Raw genomic sequence first — 19,572 nt, forward strand, 5'->3', positions numbered from 1 at the left:
CGGTCAGGTGGTGTAGTCGGCGTTCAGCCGGACGTACCCCTCGGTGAGATCGCAGCCGTACACCGTGAACGAGCCGTCGGCGATGCCGAGTCCGACCTCGATCAGCACCTCGTCGCCGGAGAGGTAGTCGGCGAGCCGGTGCAGCGTCTCCGCGCTCGGCTCGCTCGGATACAGCTCGGTGCCGCCGAACGCGATGCTGACCCGCTCCGGCACGATGTCGAGGTCGTCCTGGCACTTGCCGATCGCCATCGCGACCCGGCCCCAGTTGGGGTCGGCGCCGTGCACCGCCGTCTTCACCAGCGGCGAGTTGACGATGGTCTTACCGACCCGCTTGGCCTGCGCGTCGTCCCGGGCGCCGGACACCCGTACCTCGATCAGCTTGCTCGCACCCTCGCCGTCCCGGGCGATGGCCCGGACCAGTTGGAGCGCGACGTCGTACAACGCGTCGGTGAACTCGGCCCGGTCCACCGGGCCGGCCAGCCCGTTGGCGAAGATGGCCGCGGTGTCGCTGGTCGAGGTGTCGGTGTCGATGCTCACCGCGTTGAAGGTCCGGGCCACGACGTTCCGGAACGCCTCGTCCAGCTCGTCGGGGGCCAACTGGGCGTCCGTACAGAAGAAAGCCAGCATGGTCGCCATGTCCGGCTCGATCATGCCGACCCCCTTGGCGATGCCGACCAGTGTGGCCGCGCCGCAGCGCGCACTGACGACCTTCGGACGGGTGTCGGTGGTCATGATCGCCCGGGCCGCGCCGGCCAGGTCGGCGGCCGGGAACGGCCAGCTGAGTTCCGCCAGCCGGTGCCGGAGCTCGGCCATCGGGTACTGCCGGCCGATCACGCCGGTGGAGGCGATGAGAAGGTCGGTCTCGGTGAGGCCGACCGCGTCGGCGACGATCCGCCGGACCTCCTCGGCGTTGGCCAGGCCCTGCCGCCCGGTGGCCACGTTGGCGTTGCGGGCGAGCACCACGACACCCCGCGCCGTGCCACCCTTCGCGGCCTCCCGGCTGAGCAGCACGCTCGGCCCGACGAAGCGGGACCGGGTGAAGACCGCGCTGCACGACGCCGGCACCTCCGACACCAGCACCATGAAGTCGTCGGCCGAGTCCTTCAGGCCGACGTTCGCCAGGTAGGTACGGAAACCCTGCGGCGAAGGAACCTGCATTGGCGACCACCCCTGAGAACGAGAAGCATCGATGACTGCATGCAACGGATAGGCAGCTTACCCGGCGGATGTCCGGCCAGGCGGCGCTTGACGCGTCGTGCCGCGTACGGTCCGCGCCGAGCCGGCGGCCAGCGCGGACAGCGCGAGCACCCCCCACCACAGCACGGCCGGCCAGCGGGCCAGCAGCGCGGTGACGACAACCGGGACCAGCGCCCCCGCGGCGCCGACGAGCATCTGGTGGAACGCGAGGTGCCGGCCACGTCGGGCGGGCGGCGGCAGTTCGGTGAGCAGGACGAGCCCGGCCTGTGCGGCGACCAGTTCCCCGAGGGTGTAGCCGACCATGCCGACCAGCAGCAGCACCAGGAGCAGCGCCACGGCGTACCGCTCGACCACGAGGAAGGCCACCGCGAGGGTGCCGTGCAGCAGCGCACCGACGGCCAGCACCCGCCAGGGGTCGTGGCGGGTCAGCGCGGCACCCACCGGTACGTGACAGAGCGCGAGCAGTGCGGTGTTGACGGCGAAGAGCGTCCCGGCCACCCACGCCGGCTGCCCGAGTTGCACGATCACCACCACCGGCAGGGCGGCCTCGACCGCGAGCGCCACCGCCCACAGCGTCGCGGTGATCAGGCTGACCCGCAGGAATCGCGGGGTACGCCACGGCGGGTCGGGTTTGCGGTGCCCGTCGGCCGTACCGGACTCCGCCGAGGATCTCCCGGCGGGTAGCGACCCGTGCAGGAGCGCGGTGGCCAGGAAACTCACCGCGTTGGCGAGGGTGAGCACCAGGAAGCCGGTCCGCCCGTGGCCGACGAAGGCGCTGGCGATCAGCGCTCCCCCGCCGATACCGGCGTTGAACACCGCCCGGGACAGCGCGAGCCAGCGTCCCGCCTGACCGTCCGGCGCCAGCGCGACGGCGAGCGCCGGTGACGCCACCTGCTCCGCCCGGTTCGCGATCGCGACCAGCACACTGATCAGCAGGAAGGGCAGCACGCCCGGCAACGCCACGTACCCGACGAAGGCGGCGGCCCGGCTCAGCGACGCCACGACCAGCACCGTACGCGGACCGGCCCGGTCCACCGCCCGGCCGACCAGCGACATCGCCGGCAGCGCCGCGAACGCGGCGACGGTGAGGACGATCCCGACGGTACGCAGCGGCAGCCGGGCCACCTCCTGGAAGACCAGCAGGGCGTACGGGTAGAAGACGCCGGTGCCGAGGGCGTTCAACAGTCCCGCCGCGCCGTACCGGATCACTCCGGGCCCCCGGGCCAGCACGGCTGGTCGACCGGATCGGCGGAGTCGGTTCACCCGGGATCGATCTCGAAACTCAACTGGCCGACGGCGCTGTCCGCCCGACGCGCCGCCTCCGCCGCGGTCGTACCGACGGCCACCAGATATCCCAACAGGTCGACGTTGCTGCGGGGTGGGGCCAGCCGGGCACCCGGCTCGACGTCGACGACCAGGGCGGCCAGGCCCGGCAGCCGGCGTGCCAGGGACACGCCGTGCACCGCCCGCAGCCGGCCGGGTCCGGGCGCGGTCAGGTACCGCGAGGCCGCGCCGCGCACCGGCCCGGTACCCAGCACCGGTGCCAGTCCGATGTGCTGCCGGACGAGTTCGGCCGGCAGGTCGAGTCCGGTGCTCTCGCGGATCAGCCGGGTGATCTGGGCGCCCGCGACACGGGGGTTCACCTCCACCAGCTTCGGCCCGTCCGAGGTGATCTTGACTTCCACGTGGGCCGCCCCGAAGTCGTGCCCGACCGCCCGCAACGCCTCGGTGGCCAGCCCGACGCAGAGCCGCGTCACATCGGGCGGCAGCAGCGAGGGAAAGGTCTCCCCGAGTTCCACGAAGTACGGGTGCGGGCCGAGGAGTTTGTCGGTGACCCCGACCACGAGGTGGTGGCCGTCGACCGTGACCGTCTCCACGCTGGTCTCGTATCCGACGAGATACTCCTCGACCAACGCCCCGGGCGGGCGCGGCCGACCCCGGTAGTCGGTCGTCACCCCGATTGTCGCCCGTACCCGCTCCACCGCCTCGCGCTCCGTACGGCACAGTGTCACGCCGACGCTGCCCGCCTCGGTCAGCGGTTTGACGACACAGGGCAGACCGACCCGCGCGACGGCGTCCGGCGTCTCCTCCGGTGTCCGTACCCACTGGAACCGTGGCGCCGCCACACCCGCCGCCGCACAGGCGCGCCGGGTCGCCAGTTTGTCCCGGGCGGTCGCCGCCGCCGTCGGGTCGAGCCCGGGAAGGTGCAACTCCTGGGCGACGCGGGCCGCGACGTGGACGTTGTAGTCGGTCAGGGAGAAGACGCCGCGCAGGTCGGGGGCCAGGTCGGCGATGCTGCGCAGGACCGCGCCGGGGTCGGCGGTGTCGGCCTGCCGGACCTCGGTGACGTGTTCGGCGAAAGCCCGGGAGAGAGCGGGCGAGCCGGTGTAGCGGTTCGGGTCGGCGGTGACGAAGACGGTACGGAGTCCGAGTGCGCGGGCGGCGGCCAGCGGCGCGAATCCGAAGTCGGACAGGCTCGTCTCCACCACCGCGAAGCAGCCGTCCCCGGTCTGCCCGGTCATCCGGGCACCCCGGGCAGGGTTCGGAGCCAGCAGCGCTGGTCGGTGACGTGGCAGCCCCGGGACCGCTTGGCCTCGGTGCTGCCGAGCCCGTAGTGGATGGTGGTGACTCCGGCACCGGCCGCCTCCGCCACCAGGTGGTAGAAGAGCAGTTCGAAGTAGAGGGGCAACCGGGTCCGGCGCTGGTAGGGGTAGTCGAAGCCGGCCTGCCGGCAGTACCACTGGTCTGCGTGCGCGAGGACCAGCACGAACCCCCGGAGACCGCCGTCGGCGTACGCCTGCACCACGAACGCGTGCTGCCCGAAGGACTCGGCGACGGCGGCCAGGATGGCGGCTCCGCGATCCGGGTCCCAGTCGATGCCGTGTTTGCGCAGCAGGGCGACCTCCAGCCGGGCGAGTACGGCCAGGTCCACGTCCGCGAGGGGACGCGTGGTGAGCACCACACCCGCCGACCGGATCCGACGCCGTTCCGCGGCGACGGAGACCCGACGCTTGCGGGGCAGCGCGGCGAGGTATCCGGGAAACCCGTCCGCCGGCACGGTCAGGGTGCTGTAGCGGCCGGACACGAAGGAGCGGTAGCCACGGCCGCGCAGCACGCCGCCGAGCGTGTCGTCGCGGTCGTCGAGATACGGAAACGCCACCGACGCCGCCCGCCACCCGGTGGCGAGCTGTTCCAGGGCGGCCAGCAGCCGGTCCAGGTCGGCGGCGGTGGTGGCCGGGCCGGACAGCATCCGGGTGTGGCCGAGGTGTCGGCCACCGGCCACCAGGCCGGGCATCAGCGCGCCCGTCGCCGACCAGCCGGAGTCGGCGGGATCCGGCGGGCCGGCGGCGCCCGGCAGGCCGGCGAGGAACCCGGCGGCGTCCGGCAGGCCGGCGGCGAGGCTGTTGTGGAGGATCACGTCGGGCCGGCTGAGGACCCATGGCACGTCCACCGTGGCCAGCACCGCCGGCACCGCGGCGACGACCTGCCCGGCCCGGTCCAGCCAGAGATACCGCAGCGGTGCGGTGAGGCCCTCCTCGACCACCCGCAACCAGCGCCGGGTGAGGAAGAGGTCGTCCGGCCCGGCCAGCGCGTCCCACCCGGCGGGAAGCCCGGCCTCGTGCCCGCCGGACCGGGTCTGCCCGCCGGCACCCACCCGGGCACCGGCCGTGGGCAGGTCAACCCGGCGGTGTACCGACCCGCGCCCCACGCCCGACGTCAACGTCCCGGCCCCGGCACGTCCCACGCCCGGACGCTACAGCCGTACGACATCGGCTGCCCCGCGCTGCCCGGACCGGATCCCCCGTCGCAGCCCGACGATGGTGACGCCGAGCGCGACCGCCCACAGCGCCGCCAGCGACCAGGGCAGCCCGGAGGCGCCGAGCCAGTCCATGGCCGCACCCACGTACGGCGGACCGATCACGCCGCCGACCCCCCAGACGATCGCGAACGCGGTGTTGCCGAGCAGCAGACTCTCCCCGGGCAGGCTCTCGCCGAGAATGGCGAGTACCAGGGGGTAGCCGGCGAACGCCGCGCCGCCCCAGACCGCCACCAGCGGCCAGTACCAGAACCCGTTGCTGACGGCGGCGGGCAGGAGAAGCGCGCCGACACCGCCGGCGACGAGCGAGACCATCAGGGCGGAGCGGGCACCCAGCCGGTCGGCGAACCAGCCGAGCGGGTACTGGAAGACCACCTGGCCGATCAGCAGCACCGTGAGGGAGAGCGCCGCCAGCGCGGTGGAGAGCCCGGACTGTGTGCCGTACATCGGAAGGAACTGGAGGGTGACGCTGTCGAAGACGGAGACCGCCAGCACCGCGACCAGCAGCACGGACAGCGCCCTGGCCAGGGGACGCAGCGGGATGCCGCCGTCGACGAGCATCTGCGGCACCCGGTCCCGGGCCCACCAGAGCGGGACCAGGGCGAGGACCGGACTGGCGACGGCGACCAGCAGTCCCGCCGTGACCGAGCCGTCCGAGACCGCCAGCACGGCGGGACCGACCGAGAAACCCAGGGCCAGCACCGAGGTGTACGCGGTGAGCAGTTGCCCACGGTTCGACGCGCCGGCGATCGCGCCGATCCAGGTCTCGCTGAGGATGAACAGCGCCACGGTGCAGATGCCGAGCACGAAGCGGAGCGGGAACCACAACCACAGGCTCTCGGTGAGCCCCACGGCCACCAGGAGCACCGACACCCCGACCGTGGCGGCCACCATGACCCGCCACGGCCCGAGCAGCCGCACCATGGGCGGCACCAGCGGCGCGGCCAGCACCATGCCGAGCGGGGTCATCGCACCGTTGACGCCCATCACCGTCTCGGAGACCCCCTGCCGCTCCAGCATCATCGCGAGCAGTGGGTAGCTGATGCCCAGCGTGATCCCGAAGACCCCGCTGATGATGATGGGTACGATCGCCGCCCCCGTGCCGGGCGGCGCGGCGGACGCCGGCCGGCCCGGGGATCCCCGCTCGGCGCCGGAGGGGACCGTCATGCCAGCTCCGGTTCCGGCACCATGCCGTGGTTACGCGCCCAGACCCGGCTGGGCAGACCGAAGATGTCGATGAAGCCCTCCGCGCTGTCCTGGTTGAACGCGGACTCGGGGCCGTACGTGACGAGGTCGTACCGGTACATCGACTTCGGCGCGCTCCGTCCCACCACGGTCGAGACACCCTTGTAGAGCTTCAGCCTGATGTCGCCGGTGACGTACTGCTGGAGCGATCCGACGAAGCCGTCGAGTGCCTGCCGGAGCGGGCCGAACCAGAGCCCGTCGTAGACCTGCTTGGCGTACGCCTGCTCGATCGGTGCCTTGTGGGTGAGGACGTCGGCCGGCAGGACCAGGTTCTCCAGTTCGCGGTGCGCCTGGAGCAGCAGGGTCAGCGCGGGAGCCTCGTACAGCTCCCGTGACTTCAGACCGACGACCCGGTTCTCGATCATGTCGACCCGACCGACGCCGTGCCGGCCGCCGAGCTCGTTCAGCCGGGCCACCAGGTCGAGCGGTGCGCACGGCTCGCCGTCCAGACTGACCGGGACTCCCGCCACGAAGCCGATCGTCACGTACTCGGGGACAGCCGGCGCCGCCTCGGCGGACTGGGTGAGGGCCCACACCTCCTCGGTGGGCTCCCAGCTCAGGTCCTCGATCAGGCCCGCCTCGACGTTGCGGCCGAGGATGTTGAGGTCGATCGCCCAGGGCTTCTCCTTCGACACGTGCGGGGCGATGCCGAAGTTCTCCGAGTAGGCGATCGTCTCCGCCCGGCTGAACCCCCACCGCCGGGCCGGCGCCAGGATGGCCAGCCGGGGGTCCAGCAGGGCCACGGCGAGGTCGAGCCGGACCTGGTCGTTCCCCTTGCCGGTGCACCCGTGGGCGACGGCGTCGCAGTCGTACTCGTGGGCGAGGCCGACGAGGAGGTCGGCGATCAGCGGCCGGCCGAGGGCCGACGAGAGCGGGTACTGGCCGTCGTAGACGGCGTTGGCGGCCACCGCGGGGAAGCCGAACTCCCGCACGAACCGTTCCTTGGCGTCGACCACCACGGCGACGTCCGCGCCAGCCTTGAGGGCCTTCTCGCGTACGGGCTCCAGTTCGTCGCCCTGGCCGAGATCGGCGGTCATCGCCACGATGTACTCGCAGCCCATCTCGTGTCGGAGGTAGGGGATGCAGGCGGTGGTGTCCACTCCGCCGGAGTAGGCGAGGACCACGCGTCGGGGAGAAGCAGCCATGAGTTCGTCCTTGTCGTCTCGGTGTGCCGGGGAGTCAGGATGACCGGACCGGCGAGATCCGGTCGTTGCGGTCACGCATGGCCAGGGCCGCCTCGCGGACCAGGGCGGGTGCCGGACCGCCCGGGGAGTCGCGGCGTTGGACCGCGTGCTGGACGGAGAGGAACTCGGCCGGCAGGCCGGCGAACCGCGGGTCGTACGCGCTCACCACGTCGGGTGTGACGTCCTTCAGCTCCTTGCCCTGGACCTCGAGGAACTTGACCAGTCCGCCGACGACGAGGTGCGACTCCCGGAACGGCACCTGTCGGGCGTTCACCAGCCAGTCCGCGAGATCGGTGGCGACGGCGTTGCCCAGTTCGGCGTCGAGCGCCGTCTTGGCCGGCCGGAAGGTGATTCCCTCGATCATCGCGGTGGTCGCCCGGACGCAGACCTCGAGCGTGTCCGCGGAGTCGAAGAGAGCCTCCTTGTCCTCCTGCATGTCGCGGCTGTACGCGAGCGGAAGGCCCTTCATGACGGTCAGTACGGCGGTGAGGTTGCCGAAGACCCGGCCGGCTTTGGCCCGCATCAGTTCGGCGGTGTCCGGGTTACGTTTCTGCGGCATGATCGACGACCCGGCGGAGAGGTCTTCCGGCAGGTCGATGAAGGCGAACTGGGGGGTGCTCCAGAGCACCAGCTCCTCGCCGAGCCGGGAGACGTGCACCGCCAGGATCGCGCCGGCCGCGAGGTAGTCGAGGATGAAGTCCCGGTCGGAGACGGCGTCCAGGGAATTCCGCGTCGCGCGTTCGAAACCGAGTGCCCGGGCCGTCATGGCGGGGTCGATCGGGTGACTCGTACCGGCGAGGGCGGCGGCGCCCAGCGGCGACTCGTCGAGCCGCTGGCGGGCCTCCCGCAACCGGTCCCGGTCACGCAGGAACATCTCGCCGTAGGCCAGCAGGTGGTGCCCGATGGTGACCGGCTGCGCGCACTGCAGGTGTGTGAAGCCCGGCATGACGTCGGCGTGGTGGGCCAGTGCCTTGTCGACGACGGCCTCGATCGTCCGGTGCAGCAGGCCGTCGAGCCGGTCGATGGCGTCCCGTACCCACATCTTCGTGTCGACCGCCACCTGGTCGTTGCGGGACCGGCCGGTGTGCAGCCGGCCGGCGGTCGGTCCGATCAGCTCCCGGAGCCGTGCCTCGATGTTCATGTGCACGTCTTCCAGCGCGGGGTCGAACCGGAAGTCGCCGCTCGCGATCTCGGCCTCGATCTTGCGCAATCCGTCGATGATCTCCGTGGCCTCGGTCGGGTCGATCACGCCCCGGGCACCGAGCATCTCGGCGTGTGCGATGGAGCCGGTGATGTCCTGGCGGGCGAGCCGCCAATCGAAATGAACCGACGAGTTTATTTCCTCCAGCAGCGAACTCGCCCCTTGGTGGAACCGGCCACCCCACAACGGGTTGGCATCCTGGGTCTGTCGCACGGTCGTCTGATCTGTTGTCATGTCCTGCCTTGTCGTCGATTCCACGCCGGTGAACCCTCTCGGCACCACGCGGCGCCTGCGGCCCGACGGACCGCAGGGCCGAGATTGGCTCTATGGGAACAGTGCTCGCGGAGCGGCGGTTGTCACCCACCGCGTCCGGGATGCCGTCAGGGATTCAGCACCGCGATCTGGAATTTGAACTCACTGCCGAGTTCACGGGTCTTCCGACGCAATTCGCGGATCCGGTAGACGCTCCACAACCACTGCACCTTGTAAACAACCTTGAGGAAGAGCCAGCGACCGGCACGTCCACCGACGAATTCGTCCTCCTCGGTGAAGATGCGGAAGCCGCAGTCTCGGACGAGCTTCTCCATCACCGCGTCCGAGAAGAAGAGGATTTTGCGCCGGCCGTCGACCTTGAGCGTCCGCAGCACCGCCTGCAGCATGAATTTTCCGAAGCCCTGTCCGCGGAACTCCTCACGGACGTACACCACCGCTATCTCGCTCCAGTTGCCAGCCAGTTGGTGGACCAGGGTGGCACCGATGACCTCTCCGCCGTCCAGCCCGACCAGTACGAAGGTGTCACGCCCGCCGGTCCACTCCCGCCGACTGTAGCCCGTGATGTTCGGGGCGCGTCCGATTTCCGTCGTCATCAGTGCCGCCTCGTCCGAGGTCAGGGGCCGTCGCTGCACCTCTGCGGCACGCTGTCGCAGCAGCATGGCACCCCGTCCGCCGGTACCGCGTTGATCGGACATGGTCCTCCTCCTGATAGACGCTCCCGTGGTGCCGACGTCGCTCACATTGGCGGTCGGCGGTTTCCGTGGGCTCCGCAGCACGCCACCGAAGGGCGCTGAGCGGTCGGTGACCCATCACTGTGGACAGGCGGCGGCCCGCACGACGCTCACGATTCGCCACCCAGGGCCGTACGGCCGTAGGCAGCATGTGACAGGAGCACCATGGGTCGGGCCCGGATCTGTGCGAACGCGATCTTCCGCACCGGTCGAGGTGACGACAGGTCGCCCAGCTCGACAGGCACGCCCTAACCGGCGTTCTCCGTTATCTGGGTGATCCCCCCGCCGCACCCGGCGAACTCACCCGAGCGCCCTGCGCGGGGAGGGGTGGGTGTCTCCACATCATGCCTCGTCCCCCGTTTCAGCAAATCCCCGTCGTCGGCGCGCACCGACGGCCGACACCCGGTCGCCCCGGGTGAGTCACACAAAGGAATCCTGCTTCCAGCCACAATGCTGGAATGGCCCCGGAAGTGATCATGCGACAGCATGAGCCGTCGGCCGACATACGGTCTGGGATACCTCACCGCGTCAACGCCGATCATCTGTCGTCGATGTTACGTGGCCGCAATCTCCCGCACAGCCCCCGTCCCGGCAACTGAGATGGAGGTTTAGCGATCATTCCGCGTCCGGTCCGACCATCGACAGGACGGCCCAATCGGCTGCGAAACACCTGAAGACTTCCTGGACAACACTGATCACAGCCCCGGTTGAGGCAGCCGGAAGGGACATCACCGAAACAGTTTCTGTATCTCCGGAACAACATTGTTTATTTTTTGCGGCGGAGTTGTTTCGACCGCTGGTCATGGCCTACCCGGGTCAGCCGACGCCCGCCCGTCACGACCGGTTCCCCGGCCGGGCCGCCGGGCGATCCACCGCATCCGCCACCGACCTGGGCCGGTACGGTCCGACCGCCGCCGGGCCTTCCCGCCGCTGGCGGCAGAATCAGCCCGTGACCGAAACGAACCGTGATCGACAGACCGGCGGCCCGGGACAACCGGCGACCCGGGACGGCCATCCGACCGAGGAATTCCTCCGTCGACCGCTCGGCTCCACCGGACTGCCGGTGACCCCGATCTGCGTCGGCGGCGGTCCGCTGGGCAGCATGCCCGACCTCTTCGGGTACGACGTCAGCGCCGAACGCGGCACCGAGACCGCGCTCGCCGCGCTCACCGGACCGTTCAACTTCCTCGACACCGCCGCCGGCTACAGCGACGGGGAGAGTGAACGACGGATCGGCGCCGCGCTGGCCCGGATCGGTGGCGTGCCGGAGGGTTTTGTCCTGGCGACCAAGGTCGACCGGAACTTCGCCACCGGCGACTTCTCCGGCGACCAGGTACGCCGCTCCGCCGAGGAGAGCCTGGCACGACTCGGCCTGGACCACCTGCCGCTGGTCTACCTGCACGACCCCGAGAACATCAGCTTCGCGGCGGGAATGGCGCCGGGCGGACCGGTGGAGACACTGCTGGAGCTGCAACGCGAGGGAATCGTCGGGCAGCTCGGGGTGGCCGGCGGGCCGGTGGCGCTGATGGCGGAGTACCTACGCACCGGACACTTCTCCGCGCTGATCACGCACAACCGGTGGACCCTGGTGGACCGCTCGGCCTGCGACCTGCTCGACGAGGCGGTGTCGCTCGGCGTCGGCGTGGTCAACGGAGCGCCCTTCGGCAGCGGCATCCTGGCCAAGGGCCCGGCCCACTTCACCAAGTACGCCTACCGGCAGGCCGACCCGGAGGTGCTGCGCCGGATCCGGGCGATGGAGGAGGCGTGTGCACTGCACGGCGTACCGCTGGCCGCGGCGGCGCTGCAGTTCTCGCTCCGCGACCCGCGGATCACCTCCACCATCGTCGGCGTCTCCCGCCCGGAGCGGATCGCCGAGACCGCCCGACTCGCCACCTGGGACATCCCCGAGGAACTGTGGGAGACCCTGGCCCCGCTCACCGCCCCGAAGGACTTCTGGCTCTGGTGACGGACCGGCGCCGGGCCAGCCGGCCCGTCCGTCCGGCGGACGGCCGGTGTCGCGGCGCCGCCACGGCCGACACCGGGAAGACCGGACCACGACCAGCACTCGGAGAACGAGGTCGCGTCTCCGGAGGGGATTCGCTCGGCCTGGTCCTGGAAACGTATCGAGCACCGTGGGAGAAGGGACGGTGCGGATGAGGGAACAACGGCAACGGCGGTCACCGGTGGTCGTGACCCTGGTGATCGGACTCCTGCTCCTGGTCGCCTGGTTCGTGCTGGTGACCACGGTCGACCTCGGTGTCGGCGTCGGAAGCGCGATGATAGGGGCGGCGGCCGGCGTCCTCGCGGCAACCGTCTCCGTCGCCCTCCTCCGGCGACGGGACTGACCGCAGGGGCCGACTTCCGGCGAAGCGGAGGTCGGCCCCTGCCCGGTACCCGGCGGGTCAGGCGGAACCGGCCGCCGGCTCGGCGGGCGGAATCCGGCGGCGGACGTCCTCGGTCTCCGACGGGCCGGGCTGCCAGGTGGTCACCCAGGGCTGGTCACCGGACGGGGTGACGATCCCGTCCTCCAGGAAGGCGTACCGGCCGGCGAGGATGCGCTTCGCCGCCGTACCGTCGACCGGATCGGTGTTCTCCCACAGGGCCCGGAACAGGGCCGCGACCCGTACCTCGGCCTGCCGGCAGAACAGGTCGGCCAGCTCGACGCCCTCCGGCCGGACGTCACGCTCGGCGTGTGCCCGTACGCAGACCGCCGACATCGCGAACAGCTCGGCACCGATGTCGACGATCCGGCCCAGGAACGCCTGCTTGCGTTCCATCTTTCCCTGCCAGCGGGACATCGCGTAGAAGGTGGACCGGGCCAGTTTGCGAGAGGCCCGCTCGACCTGCCGCAGGTGGCCGGCGAGCACGCCGTACCCGGCGTACCCGGTGGGGTTCTGGCCGCGACCGACCGCGAGGGTCGGTAGCCACTTCGCGTAGAAGGCGCCGGCCTTCGCCCCGGCCCGGACCTTGCGGCCCAGTTCGGCGTCAGGGTCGATGATGTCGCCGGCCACCGAGAGGTGCGCGTCGACCGCCTCCCGGGCGATCAGCAGGTGCATGATCTCGGTGGAGCCCTCGAAGATCCGGTTGATCCGCAGGTCACGCAGCAACTGCTCGACCGCGACCGGACGTTCGCCACGGGCGGCCAGCGAGTCGGCGGTCTCGTAACCGCGTCCGCCCCGGATCTGGACCAGGTCGTCCGCGATCCGCCAGGCCATCTCGCTGGCGTAGAGCTTGACCAGCGCCGCCTCGATCCGGATGTCGTTGGTGTCGTCGTCGGCGAGCAGGCAGCAGAGGTCGAGCATGGTCTCCATGCCGTACGTCGTCGCGGCCATGAACGCGAGTTTGCCGGCCACCGCCTCGTGTTCGCCGACCGGCCGGCCCCACTGGACCCGTTCGGCGGCCCATTCCCGGGCCACGTTCAGCGCCCACTTGCCGGCACCGACACACATCGCGGGCAGCGAGAGACGCCCGGTGTTCAGCGTGCTCAACGCGATCCGCAGACCCCGCCCCTCGCCGCCGATGACGTTCTCGACGGGTACGAACACGTCGTCGAAGCGGGTGACGCTGTTCTCCAGCCCGCGCAGTCCGAGGAAGGCGTTGCGCCGCTCGACGGTGATCCCCGGCGTGTCGGCCTCGACGACAAACGCGGTGATCCCGCCACGCCGGTCCGCCGTCTTCGGCACCCGGGCCATCACGACCAGCAGGTTCGCCACCGTACCGTTGGTGGCCCAGAGCTTGACGCCGTTGAGCCGGTAGCCGGTGCCGTCCTCGGTCGGCTCGGCCGTACTGCCGAGCCGGGCCGGGTCGGAGCCGACGTCGGGTTCGGTGAGCAGGAACGCCGACACCTCGCCGGCGGCGAGCCGGGGCAGGAAGCGCTGCTTCTGCTCCTCGTTGCCGAACATCTTCAGCGGCTGCGGCACCCCGATCGACTGGTGCGCGGAGAGCAGCGCGCCGATCGCCGGGCTCACCGAACCGGCCAGCATCAACGCCCGGCAGTAGTGCAGGTTCGACAGCCCGAGGCCGCCGTACCTCTCGTCGATCTTCATGCCGAAGGCGCCGAGCCGGGCCAGTCCCTGGAACACCTCGTCGGGGATCCGGGCGTCCCGCTCGATGGCCGCACCGTCCACCTCGGAGCGGCAGTACGCGTCGAGCCGGCCGAGGAACTCCTCGGCCTTCGCCGTCCGCTCCGGGTCGGGTCGGGGCCAGGGCTCGATCAGGTCGAGCCGGAACCGGCCGAGGAACAGTTCCTTGCCGAAGCTCGGCTTGCGCCACTCCGACTCCCGGGCCGCCTCGGCGACCTGTCGGGCCTCGCGCTCGGAGACCTGGCCGCCCTCCTGGGGTGACGAGCCGACCTCCTTGGGCATCGGACCGACCCCGTCAGCGAGCGAACCGGCTCCGCCGGGCGGTGACCCGACGCCGTCGGATTCACCCGCCGCCGACGTGTTGTGCTGAGTCGTGGTCACGGCAACCCCCTGACGTGTGAGGAAGGGCCCCTGTTATCGGTTTTTGTCGAGGAGGGGCCCCCTGTTAACGCCTACAACCAGTAAGGACAAAGCTACTCCCATTTGTTACCCAGCGGTAGCAAGAGTTATGCCAGCCTGCGGCGATCTTGTCCTCTACCGTGGACGGCCGGCGGGGCCAGCGTCCCGGGCCTGCTCCGCCGCGTACTGCACCCGCCTGTGGTACTCCACCCACCAGGCCTGGCCGACCGAGGGCAGGTTGCTGTTCCCCTGCTGCATCCCCGCCTCCCCGTCGATCAGCTCACGGACGATGTCCGCGTGCCCGGCGTGCCGGTGGGTCTCGGCGATCACGTGCACCAGGACCCGGTGCAGCGTCACCTCGTTGCGGTCCTTCGGCCACCAGGCCACCCGACCGACCGCGTCCAGGCCCAGGGTGTCGACCGTCGTGTCGGAGTGCGCCCACACCCGCCGGTAGAGCCCGACGATCCACTCCCGCGGCTCGTCGGCGGTGGCCCACATGTCACCGTTCGGCTCGGTGTGGTCGGTCAGCCACGGCAACGGTTCACCGAACGGACGACCGAAACAGTCGCCGAAGTACCCCGCCTCGACCGTGGCCGCGTGCTTGACCAGCCCCAGCAGATTGGTGCCGGTCGGGGTCAGCGGGCGACGGATGTCGTACTCGGCGAGGCCGTCGAGCTTCCACAGCAGCGCGTCGCGGGCCGACTGGAGGTAGCGGTGCAGGTCCGCCTTCGGATCCGATCCCATCATGACCAGCAGCCTGCCACCAGTCCTGAGCTGCGCCGTCACCGGCCCGGCCCGCCCTGACCGAGGGTCACCGGCCGCCCGGGCCTCCGCGACGCCGCAGGCTCCACCGGTACGAGACCGGACCGCTCAGTGGGTCTGATCCTCCGGCGCCGGGATGGGCCGCAACTGGTTCAGGGTGTACTTCGCCACCCGCTCCACCAGTTTGATGCCCTTCTCCTGGCTGGCGTGGTGGTCGGAGAGTACGGCGATCAGCCAGTCCCGGTCCGGTTCGATGATCCGTCCGATGCTGTTCACCTGCCAGAGCCCGTTGTCGATGTCGATGGTGTCCCAGCCGTTCTTGACATAACTCGCGGTGGCGTCCTCGCCGGCCGCTGCGGTGATGCCCCAGTCCTGGGCCTCGTCGACGTCGCCCATCAGGCCGAGCAGGTATTTCCGGCTCGCCTCGGTCAGCGGACCGTCCGGATCGGTGATCGTCTTCAGCAGCCGGAGCTGGTCGGCGGCCGTGGTGGTGGTCATCCCCCAGCTCGCGTTCGGCTTCGTCTCCTTCAACCCGAGGGTCTTGTTCGCCTCGGTGAGGCCGGCCCGGTAGCCGATGGTCTGGTACAGGCTGGTCGTGGCGTTGTTGTCGCTGAGCACGATCATGGGACGGGCGAGGTTCCGCTCGTACGAGGTGAGGGACTTGCCCTGCTCCTGGCGGTGCAGCAGCAACGCGGCGAGGATGTCGACCTTGACGATGCTGGCGGTCTGGAAACGCCGCTTGCCGACGGTGAGCTCCAGACCGGTCACCTGGTCGCGTACCGCGACGGTGACCCGGTCACCCGCGTCCCGCAGGTACTTCTCGATCTTGGATCGGGCGATGCCCTGGTAGTCCGGGGTCGGGGTGGGCGGAGTCGGCGGCGGGACCAGGGCCGCTGACGTCCCGCTGGCACCGTCCTCCCACCACCGGGTGATCCCACTGCCGACAACACCCACTCCGAGCAGCGCGGTGGCACCGGAGAGAAGAATCTCCCGACGACCCACACCCCGCCGCCGCGATCGGCTAGCCAAGAAGATCCACCAACTTCTCCGCCGTCTCGTACGCTCGCCACTCGTCCATCGGACCCGGCACGTTCAGCGTCGAGAGTAAATCACCCCGGCGTACGGTCAGAAAGAGGGTGAACCGCTCGGGTGCCCCGGGAGCCTCGATCCGGCCCAGCACCAGCACACCCTCCTCGGCCCGGAGTCGACTGTGCAGAACGGTGAACGAGATCGTTCCGCCCCAGGCCGCGTACCGGGAACAGATCCGGACAACCCGGCGTACGTCGTCCAGCGCGCGCACCGCCCAACCGGCCTGGTACGCCTCGACGACGTGCATCGCCGCCTGCTGTGACGACTCGTGCTGGTAGCGACGCTGTACCGCGTCGCGGCGATGCCGCTGGGCGGGATAGTCCCCGTCCCGGTACGCCGGACAGTCGGTCTGCAGCCACGGCCAGGGTGGCGCCTCCGCTGGCGAACCGCCCTCCCGCCACCCCGCACCCAGCTCAGCGGGCCCCAACAGGGCCGCCACGAGGACATCTCGGGACGGACCGTCGGTGGTGGCCGGGGCCCCGGTCGTCGAGCCGGTGACCGGGCCACCCACCGGAGCCTCGGTGACCGGAACACCGACGGTTCCGGCGGTCGCACCCCGCTTCGCGGGCTCCGGCGCTCCGGCTCCGTCACAGCCCGTGACCAGGGTGGCGAGGCTGAGGAGAACGGGCAGCAGCGCGGTGCGGACGGACCGCAACGCCGCCGCGCCCGGCTCTGTCGCCTGCCCGCGCCGCCACGCCCGCTGATCCGTCACACCCCTACTACGGTGACGGGGGCTCACGACGTTGCATGACGTGGCACACTCGTCGAGATTCCCGGGGTCACCCCGGGGCGGCCGATGGCCGCAGCGCCGGATCGGACGGGACGGACCCGCCGGCCGTCGACAGGGTCCGGTGCGGGCCGGTGACCGCCTTGGGACGGCCGACCAGGTAGCCCTGGGCGAAATCGACCCCGTACTCGCGGAGCAGGTCCCGGGTGGCGTGGTCCCGGACGTGTTGCGCCGCCGTCCGGATGCCCAGCTCGCGGCAGGTCTCGACGACCGACCGTACGGCCCGCTGGTGCGGGCGGGAGGTGCGGAGCCCGGAGGTCAGCTCGCCGTCGATCCGGACCAGGTCCACCGGAAGGCAGGTGAGCGAGTCGGCGGCCGCGTGCCCGGGATCGAAGTCGTCGAGGGCGAGTTGACAACCGAGCTGCCGGAGGCCGTGTGTGAAGTCCACCGCCCTGGTCGGATCGCCGGTCAGCGCCGCCTCGCTGATCGCGAAGGTGAGCTGGCCAGGGTCGACGTCGTACCGCCTCAACCGCTGCTGCAGGTGCTCCAGCAGCTCCGGGTCGCCGGGCGACCGGTCGGAGAGACTCACCTGGTAGTGCGAGGTACCGGCGCCCCGGGCGACCAGTTCGAGGGCGTGGTCGACCACCCAACGGTCGAGTGGCACGACCTCGCCGGCCGGTCCCGCCGCCCCGTGCGGACCGGCCACCGGGTACGGATCGACGCCCTCGTCGGCCAGCCGGAGCAGGATCTCCTGCCGGGTGATCTGGTTCAGCCGCAGGTCGAGGATCGGCTGGGTGTGCAGGGTGAACCGGTGCGCGGGCGGGGTCACCGGGGTCGAGCCCCGCGTACCCCGCCGTTGATCCGACCCGTCCGCCGCCTGCTCGGGTGCCACGCAGTCGACCCCGGCCACCCGGGCCAGTCGCCACGCCGCCTCGGCGTCGAGCAGCACGTCGAGGGCCCGACTCCCGTGCCGGCCCGGATAACGGATCAGACCGGCCCAGGCGTTGAGCCGCAGCCGGCTCCGGCCGAGCAGGAAGGACTGGTTCCGGATCCCGGCGACCACCGCCTCCGCGACCGCCCGGGCCGCCCCGAGGGTGGTCCGGTGCATCAGCACACCGAACTCGCCGGGCGCGGTACGGCCGTAGACGTCGGCACGCCGTACCGCCCGTCGGACGACGGCACCGACGGCGACGTCCAGCCGGTCGTGGTCGTCACCACCGGCCACGTCCGGATGTCCGGGGTGGACACCGGTCGGGTCGGTACCCCTCGGGCCGGCTCCGGACGGGATCGGGACGACCGGCGCGACGGCCACCACCAGCAGCACGCCCGGCCCGGCCCGCTGGGCGGCGTTGATCTCGTTGATGAACCTCGGCCGGCTGAGCGGATCCGCGCCCGGGTCCCGTCCGGCCAGCTCGGTCCGGACCGTCTCCCGGCGCCGGGCCAGCCGGGCCCGCTCCTGTCGGTCCAGTTCCGCCTCGGTGACATCCTGACCGGTGGCGACGATGCCGCACGGGCGGTTCCGCGCGTCGACCACGATCTCGACCAGCGCGGAGACGTACCGGACGATCTTGTCCGGGCGGACCACCCGGAAGCTCGTCTCGCGGACCGTCTCCGCCTGCCAGGCGGATTCGACGGTCCGGCGGACCTCCGCGACGTCGTCCGGATGGATCAGCCGGGAGAGCAGCTCCACCGACGGTCGGACCGTGCCGGGTGGATAGCCGAAGACCAACGACATCTCGTCCGACCAGCGCAGTCCGCCGTCCTTCCGGTTCCACCACAGGCTGCCCAGTTTGGCCAGTTGGGCGGCCCGGATGATCCGGGCCGCCTCGTCGACGTCGTCGGCCAGCGGGTCGCGTACGTCGACGTCGCTGATCGGGTCGACGCCTGCGGACTCGGCGCGCTGGTACTCCTGCTGGATCCGCCGGGTCGCCCGGCGGGCCCGGGCCCGTTCCAGTTCACTCAGACCGCCCGCACCGGCCAGGGCGAGAACCTCGTCCAGGTTCATCGCCCTCCCCGCGCCTCGCCCTCGGGAAGGTCCGCCCGCTCGGCGACCTCACGGAGCCGGCGCCGCGCCTGTCGCCGGTAGCTGCGCGCGGTGCGGTACGCGACACCGAGCACCCGGGCGATCTCCTGATCGGACCATCCGTCGAGAGCCAGCGCGAGGACCTCCGCCTGACGTGGTGGCAGTTGTCGCAGCCAACCCTGGAGCAGTTCGCGGGCCACGGCGGCCGAGCCGGCCAGCGGTTCGTCCGGTGGCCCGGCCGACAGGACATCCGGTCCACCCTGCTCCGCCGCCGCGCGCCGCCGGACGATCGACAACCTGTGCCGGGCGGTCTGCACCACCCAGGCCAACGGCTTCCGGTAGCCACGGATCTGGTCCCACTCGGCGCGGGCGGCGACAAACGCCTCCAGTACGGCGTCCTCGACCACACCCGGGTCCGGACACTGATACAGCAGGAAACGCTCCACCAGCACGAAGTTCTGCTGGCAGAACTCCTCGAAACCGACGTCCAGGTCGGTCTGTTCCCGGTCCCCCAACCGAGTGCCGGACTCCACCCGTACTGCCGCCTTGCCGTGCCCCCTCACGCCGTCCCGCCCCCTCCTGGTCCGCGTCCCGCTCCCCCGAACGGCCCCGCCACAGCTGCCACCGGGTCCCCGGCGTGCAACCCCCCCTGCAGGTGATCCATTCTCGTCTCTCGTCTCCGTAGGTGTCGTTCCCCGTATAACTCTCCGTCAATGACGGTGATGTCGGCGGCGACGCGCGGAGCTCAGGATGACGATGATCGAATAGACGACGCCCACCTGCGATACCTCGGATGATCGGTCAATGGAGAGAACCAGATCATACGAGGTTGGATACTGTCC

16 protein-coding genes are annotated in these 19,572 nt (G+C 71.0%); 2 read left to right on the plus strand and 14 right to left on the minus strand.

Annotation, left to right across the window (positions count from 1 at the left end; translation table 11 throughout):
• Nucleotides 1–3: 3 nt before the first annotated feature.
• The 8 genes from argJ to V1633_RS33415 all read right to left on the minus strand — a co-directional run bounded on the left by argJ (nucleotide 4) and on the right by V1633_RS33415 (nucleotide 9,612).
• Nucleotides 4–1,158, minus strand: a complete 1,155-nt coding sequence (gene argJ / locus V1633_RS33380; protein WP_331213774.1) for a bifunctional glutamate N-acetyltransferase/amino-acid acetyltransferase ArgJ — start codon at nucleotides 1,156–1,158, stop codon at nucleotides 4–6.
• 57 nt (nucleotides 1,159–1,215) lie between these two features.
• Nucleotides 1,216–2,460 (minus strand): MFS transporter, encoded by a 1,245-nt coding sequence (locus V1633_RS33385; RefSeq protein ID WP_331213773.1) that lies wholly within the window; start codon nucleotides 2,458–2,460, stop codon nucleotides 1,216–1,218.
• Nucleotides 2,457–3,719, minus strand: coding sequence for an ATP-grasp domain-containing protein (locus tag V1633_RS33390; RefSeq protein WP_331213772.1), 1,263 nt, complete (start codon nucleotides 3,717–3,719; stop codon nucleotides 2,457–2,459). Before V1633_RS33390 ends, V1633_RS33385 begins: the two co-directional genes overlap by 4 nt.
• The gene (locus tag V1633_RS33395) at nucleotides 3,716–4,942 is read right to left on the minus strand and encodes a GNAT family N-acetyltransferase (RefSeq protein WP_331213771.1); all 1,227 of its coding nucleotides are present in this window, start codon (nucleotides 4,940–4,942) and stop codon (nucleotides 3,716–3,718) included. The genes V1633_RS33390 and V1633_RS33395 overlap by 4 nt, the downstream gene beginning before the upstream one ends.
• A 9-nt stretch (nucleotides 4,943–4,951) precedes the next feature.
• Nucleotides 4,952–6,181, minus strand: a complete 1,230-nt coding sequence (locus V1633_RS33400) for an MFS transporter (protein ID WP_331213770.1) — start codon at nucleotides 6,179–6,181, stop codon at nucleotides 4,952–4,954.
• On the minus strand, nucleotides 6,178–7,404 hold the full coding sequence (locus V1633_RS33405; protein ID WP_331213769.1) for an argininosuccinate synthase: 1,227 nt from the start codon (nucleotides 7,402–7,404) through the stop codon (nucleotides 6,178–6,180). The genes V1633_RS33400 and V1633_RS33405 overlap by 4 nt, the downstream gene beginning before the upstream one ends.
• 34 nt (nucleotides 7,405–7,438) lie before the next feature.
• Nucleotides 7,439–8,878 carry an argininosuccinate lyase gene (gene argH, locus V1633_RS33410; protein WP_331213768.1) on the minus strand — a complete coding sequence of 480 codons (1,440 nt, stop codon included), beginning with the start codon at nucleotides 8,876–8,878 and terminating at the stop codon, nucleotides 7,439–7,441.
• Nucleotides 8,879–9,024: 146 nt separating this feature from the next.
• Nucleotides 9,025–9,612, minus strand: a complete 588-nt coding sequence (locus V1633_RS33415) for a GNAT family N-acetyltransferase (protein ID WP_331213767.1) — start codon at nucleotides 9,610–9,612, stop codon at nucleotides 9,025–9,027.
• Nucleotides 9,613–10,597: 985 nt separating this feature from the next.
• Here V1633_RS33415 and V1633_RS33420 point away from each other — a divergent pair.
• Nucleotides 10,598–11,614 carry an aldo/keto reductase gene (locus V1633_RS33420; protein ID WP_331213766.1) on the plus strand — a complete coding sequence of 339 codons (1,017 nt, stop codon included), beginning with the start codon at nucleotides 10,598–10,600 and terminating at the stop codon, nucleotides 11,612–11,614.
• A gap of 187 nt (nucleotides 11,615–11,801) precedes the next feature.
• On the plus strand, nucleotides 11,802–11,993 hold the full coding sequence (locus V1633_RS33425; RefSeq protein ID WP_331213765.1) for a hypothetical protein: 192 nt from the start codon (nucleotides 11,802–11,804) through the stop codon (nucleotides 11,991–11,993).
• A 57-nt stretch (nucleotides 11,994–12,050) separates the two neighbouring features.
• On the opposite strand, the gene V1633_RS33430 is transcribed toward V1633_RS33425, so the two are convergent.
• The 6 genes from V1633_RS33430 to V1633_RS33455 all read right to left on the minus strand — a co-directional run bounded on the left by V1633_RS33430 (nucleotide 12,051) and on the right by V1633_RS33455 (nucleotide 19,263).
• Entirely contained in the window at nucleotides 12,051–14,111 is a 2,061-nt protein-coding gene (locus tag V1633_RS33430; protein WP_407951984.1) for an acyl-CoA dehydrogenase family protein, read from the minus strand.
• Nucleotides 14,112–14,264: 153 nt separating this feature from the next.
• A complete protein-coding gene (locus V1633_RS33435; RefSeq protein WP_331213764.1) occupies nucleotides 14,265–14,876 on the minus strand; it encodes a DinB family protein in 612 nt (203 codons plus the stop codon).
• A 123-nt stretch (nucleotides 14,877–14,999) separates the two neighbouring features.
• Nucleotides 15,000–15,920, minus strand: coding sequence for a serine hydrolase (locus V1633_RS33440; protein ID WP_331213763.1), 921 nt, complete (start codon nucleotides 15,918–15,920; stop codon nucleotides 15,000–15,002).
• A complete protein-coding gene (locus V1633_RS33445) occupies nucleotides 15,913–16,692 on the minus strand; it encodes a hypothetical protein (RefSeq protein ID WP_331213762.1) in 780 nt (259 codons plus the stop codon). Before V1633_RS33445 ends, V1633_RS33440 begins: the two co-directional genes overlap by 8 nt.
• A gap of 67 nt (nucleotides 16,693–16,759) precedes the next feature.
• Nucleotides 16,760–18,712, minus strand: a complete 1,953-nt coding sequence (locus V1633_RS33450; protein ID WP_331213761.1) for an EAL domain-containing protein — start codon at nucleotides 18,710–18,712, stop codon at nucleotides 16,760–16,762.
• Nucleotides 18,709–19,263: an RNA polymerase sigma factor gene (locus tag V1633_RS33455; protein WP_331213760.1), complete on the minus strand. Its 555-nt coding sequence runs from the start codon at nucleotides 19,261–19,263 to the stop codon at nucleotides 18,709–18,711. Before V1633_RS33455 ends, V1633_RS33450 begins: the two co-directional genes overlap by 4 nt.
• Between the last annotated feature and the right edge of the window lie 309 nt (nucleotides 19,264–19,572).

This window comes from Plantactinospora sonchi, assembly GCF_036422035.1.
In the GTDB taxonomy this organism is placed as follows: domain Bacteria; phylum Actinomycetota; class Actinomycetes; order Mycobacteriales; family Micromonosporaceae; genus Plantactinospora; species Plantactinospora sonchi.

Coding starts and splice junctions, on each gene's coding strand:
- V1633_RS33425 (WP_331213765.1), top strand. CDS start 11,802: ATGAGGGAACAACGGCAACGGCGGTCACCGGTGGTCGTGACCCTGGTG.
- V1633_RS33450 (WP_331213761.1), bottom strand. CDS start 18,712: ATGAACCTGGACGAGGTTCTCGCCCTGGCCGGTGCGGGCGGTCTGAGT.
- V1633_RS33400 (WP_331213770.1), bottom strand. CDS start 6,181: ATGACGGTCCCCTCCGGCGCCGAGCGGGGATCCCCGGGCCGGCCGGCG.
- V1633_RS33390 (WP_331213772.1), bottom strand. CDS start 3,719: ATGACCGGGCAGACCGGGGACGGCTGCTTCGCGGTGGTGGAGACGAGC.
- V1633_RS33415 (WP_331213767.1), bottom strand. CDS start 9,612: ATGTCCGATCAACGCGGTACCGGCGGACGGGGTGCCATGCTGCTGCGA.
- V1633_RS33405 (WP_331213769.1), bottom strand. CDS start 7,404: ATGGCTGCTTCTCCCCGACGCGTGGTCCTCGCCTACTCCGGCGGAGTG.
- argJ (WP_331213774.1), bottom strand. CDS start 1,158: ATGCAGGTTCCTTCGCCGCAGGGTTTCCGTACCTACCTGGCGAACGTC.
- V1633_RS33435 (WP_331213764.1), bottom strand. CDS start 14,876: ATGATGGGATCGGATCCGAAGGCGGACCTGCACCGCTACCTCCAGTCG.
- argH (WP_331213768.1), bottom strand. CDS start 8,878: ATGACAACAGATCAGACGACCGTGCGACAGACCCAGGATGCCAACCCG.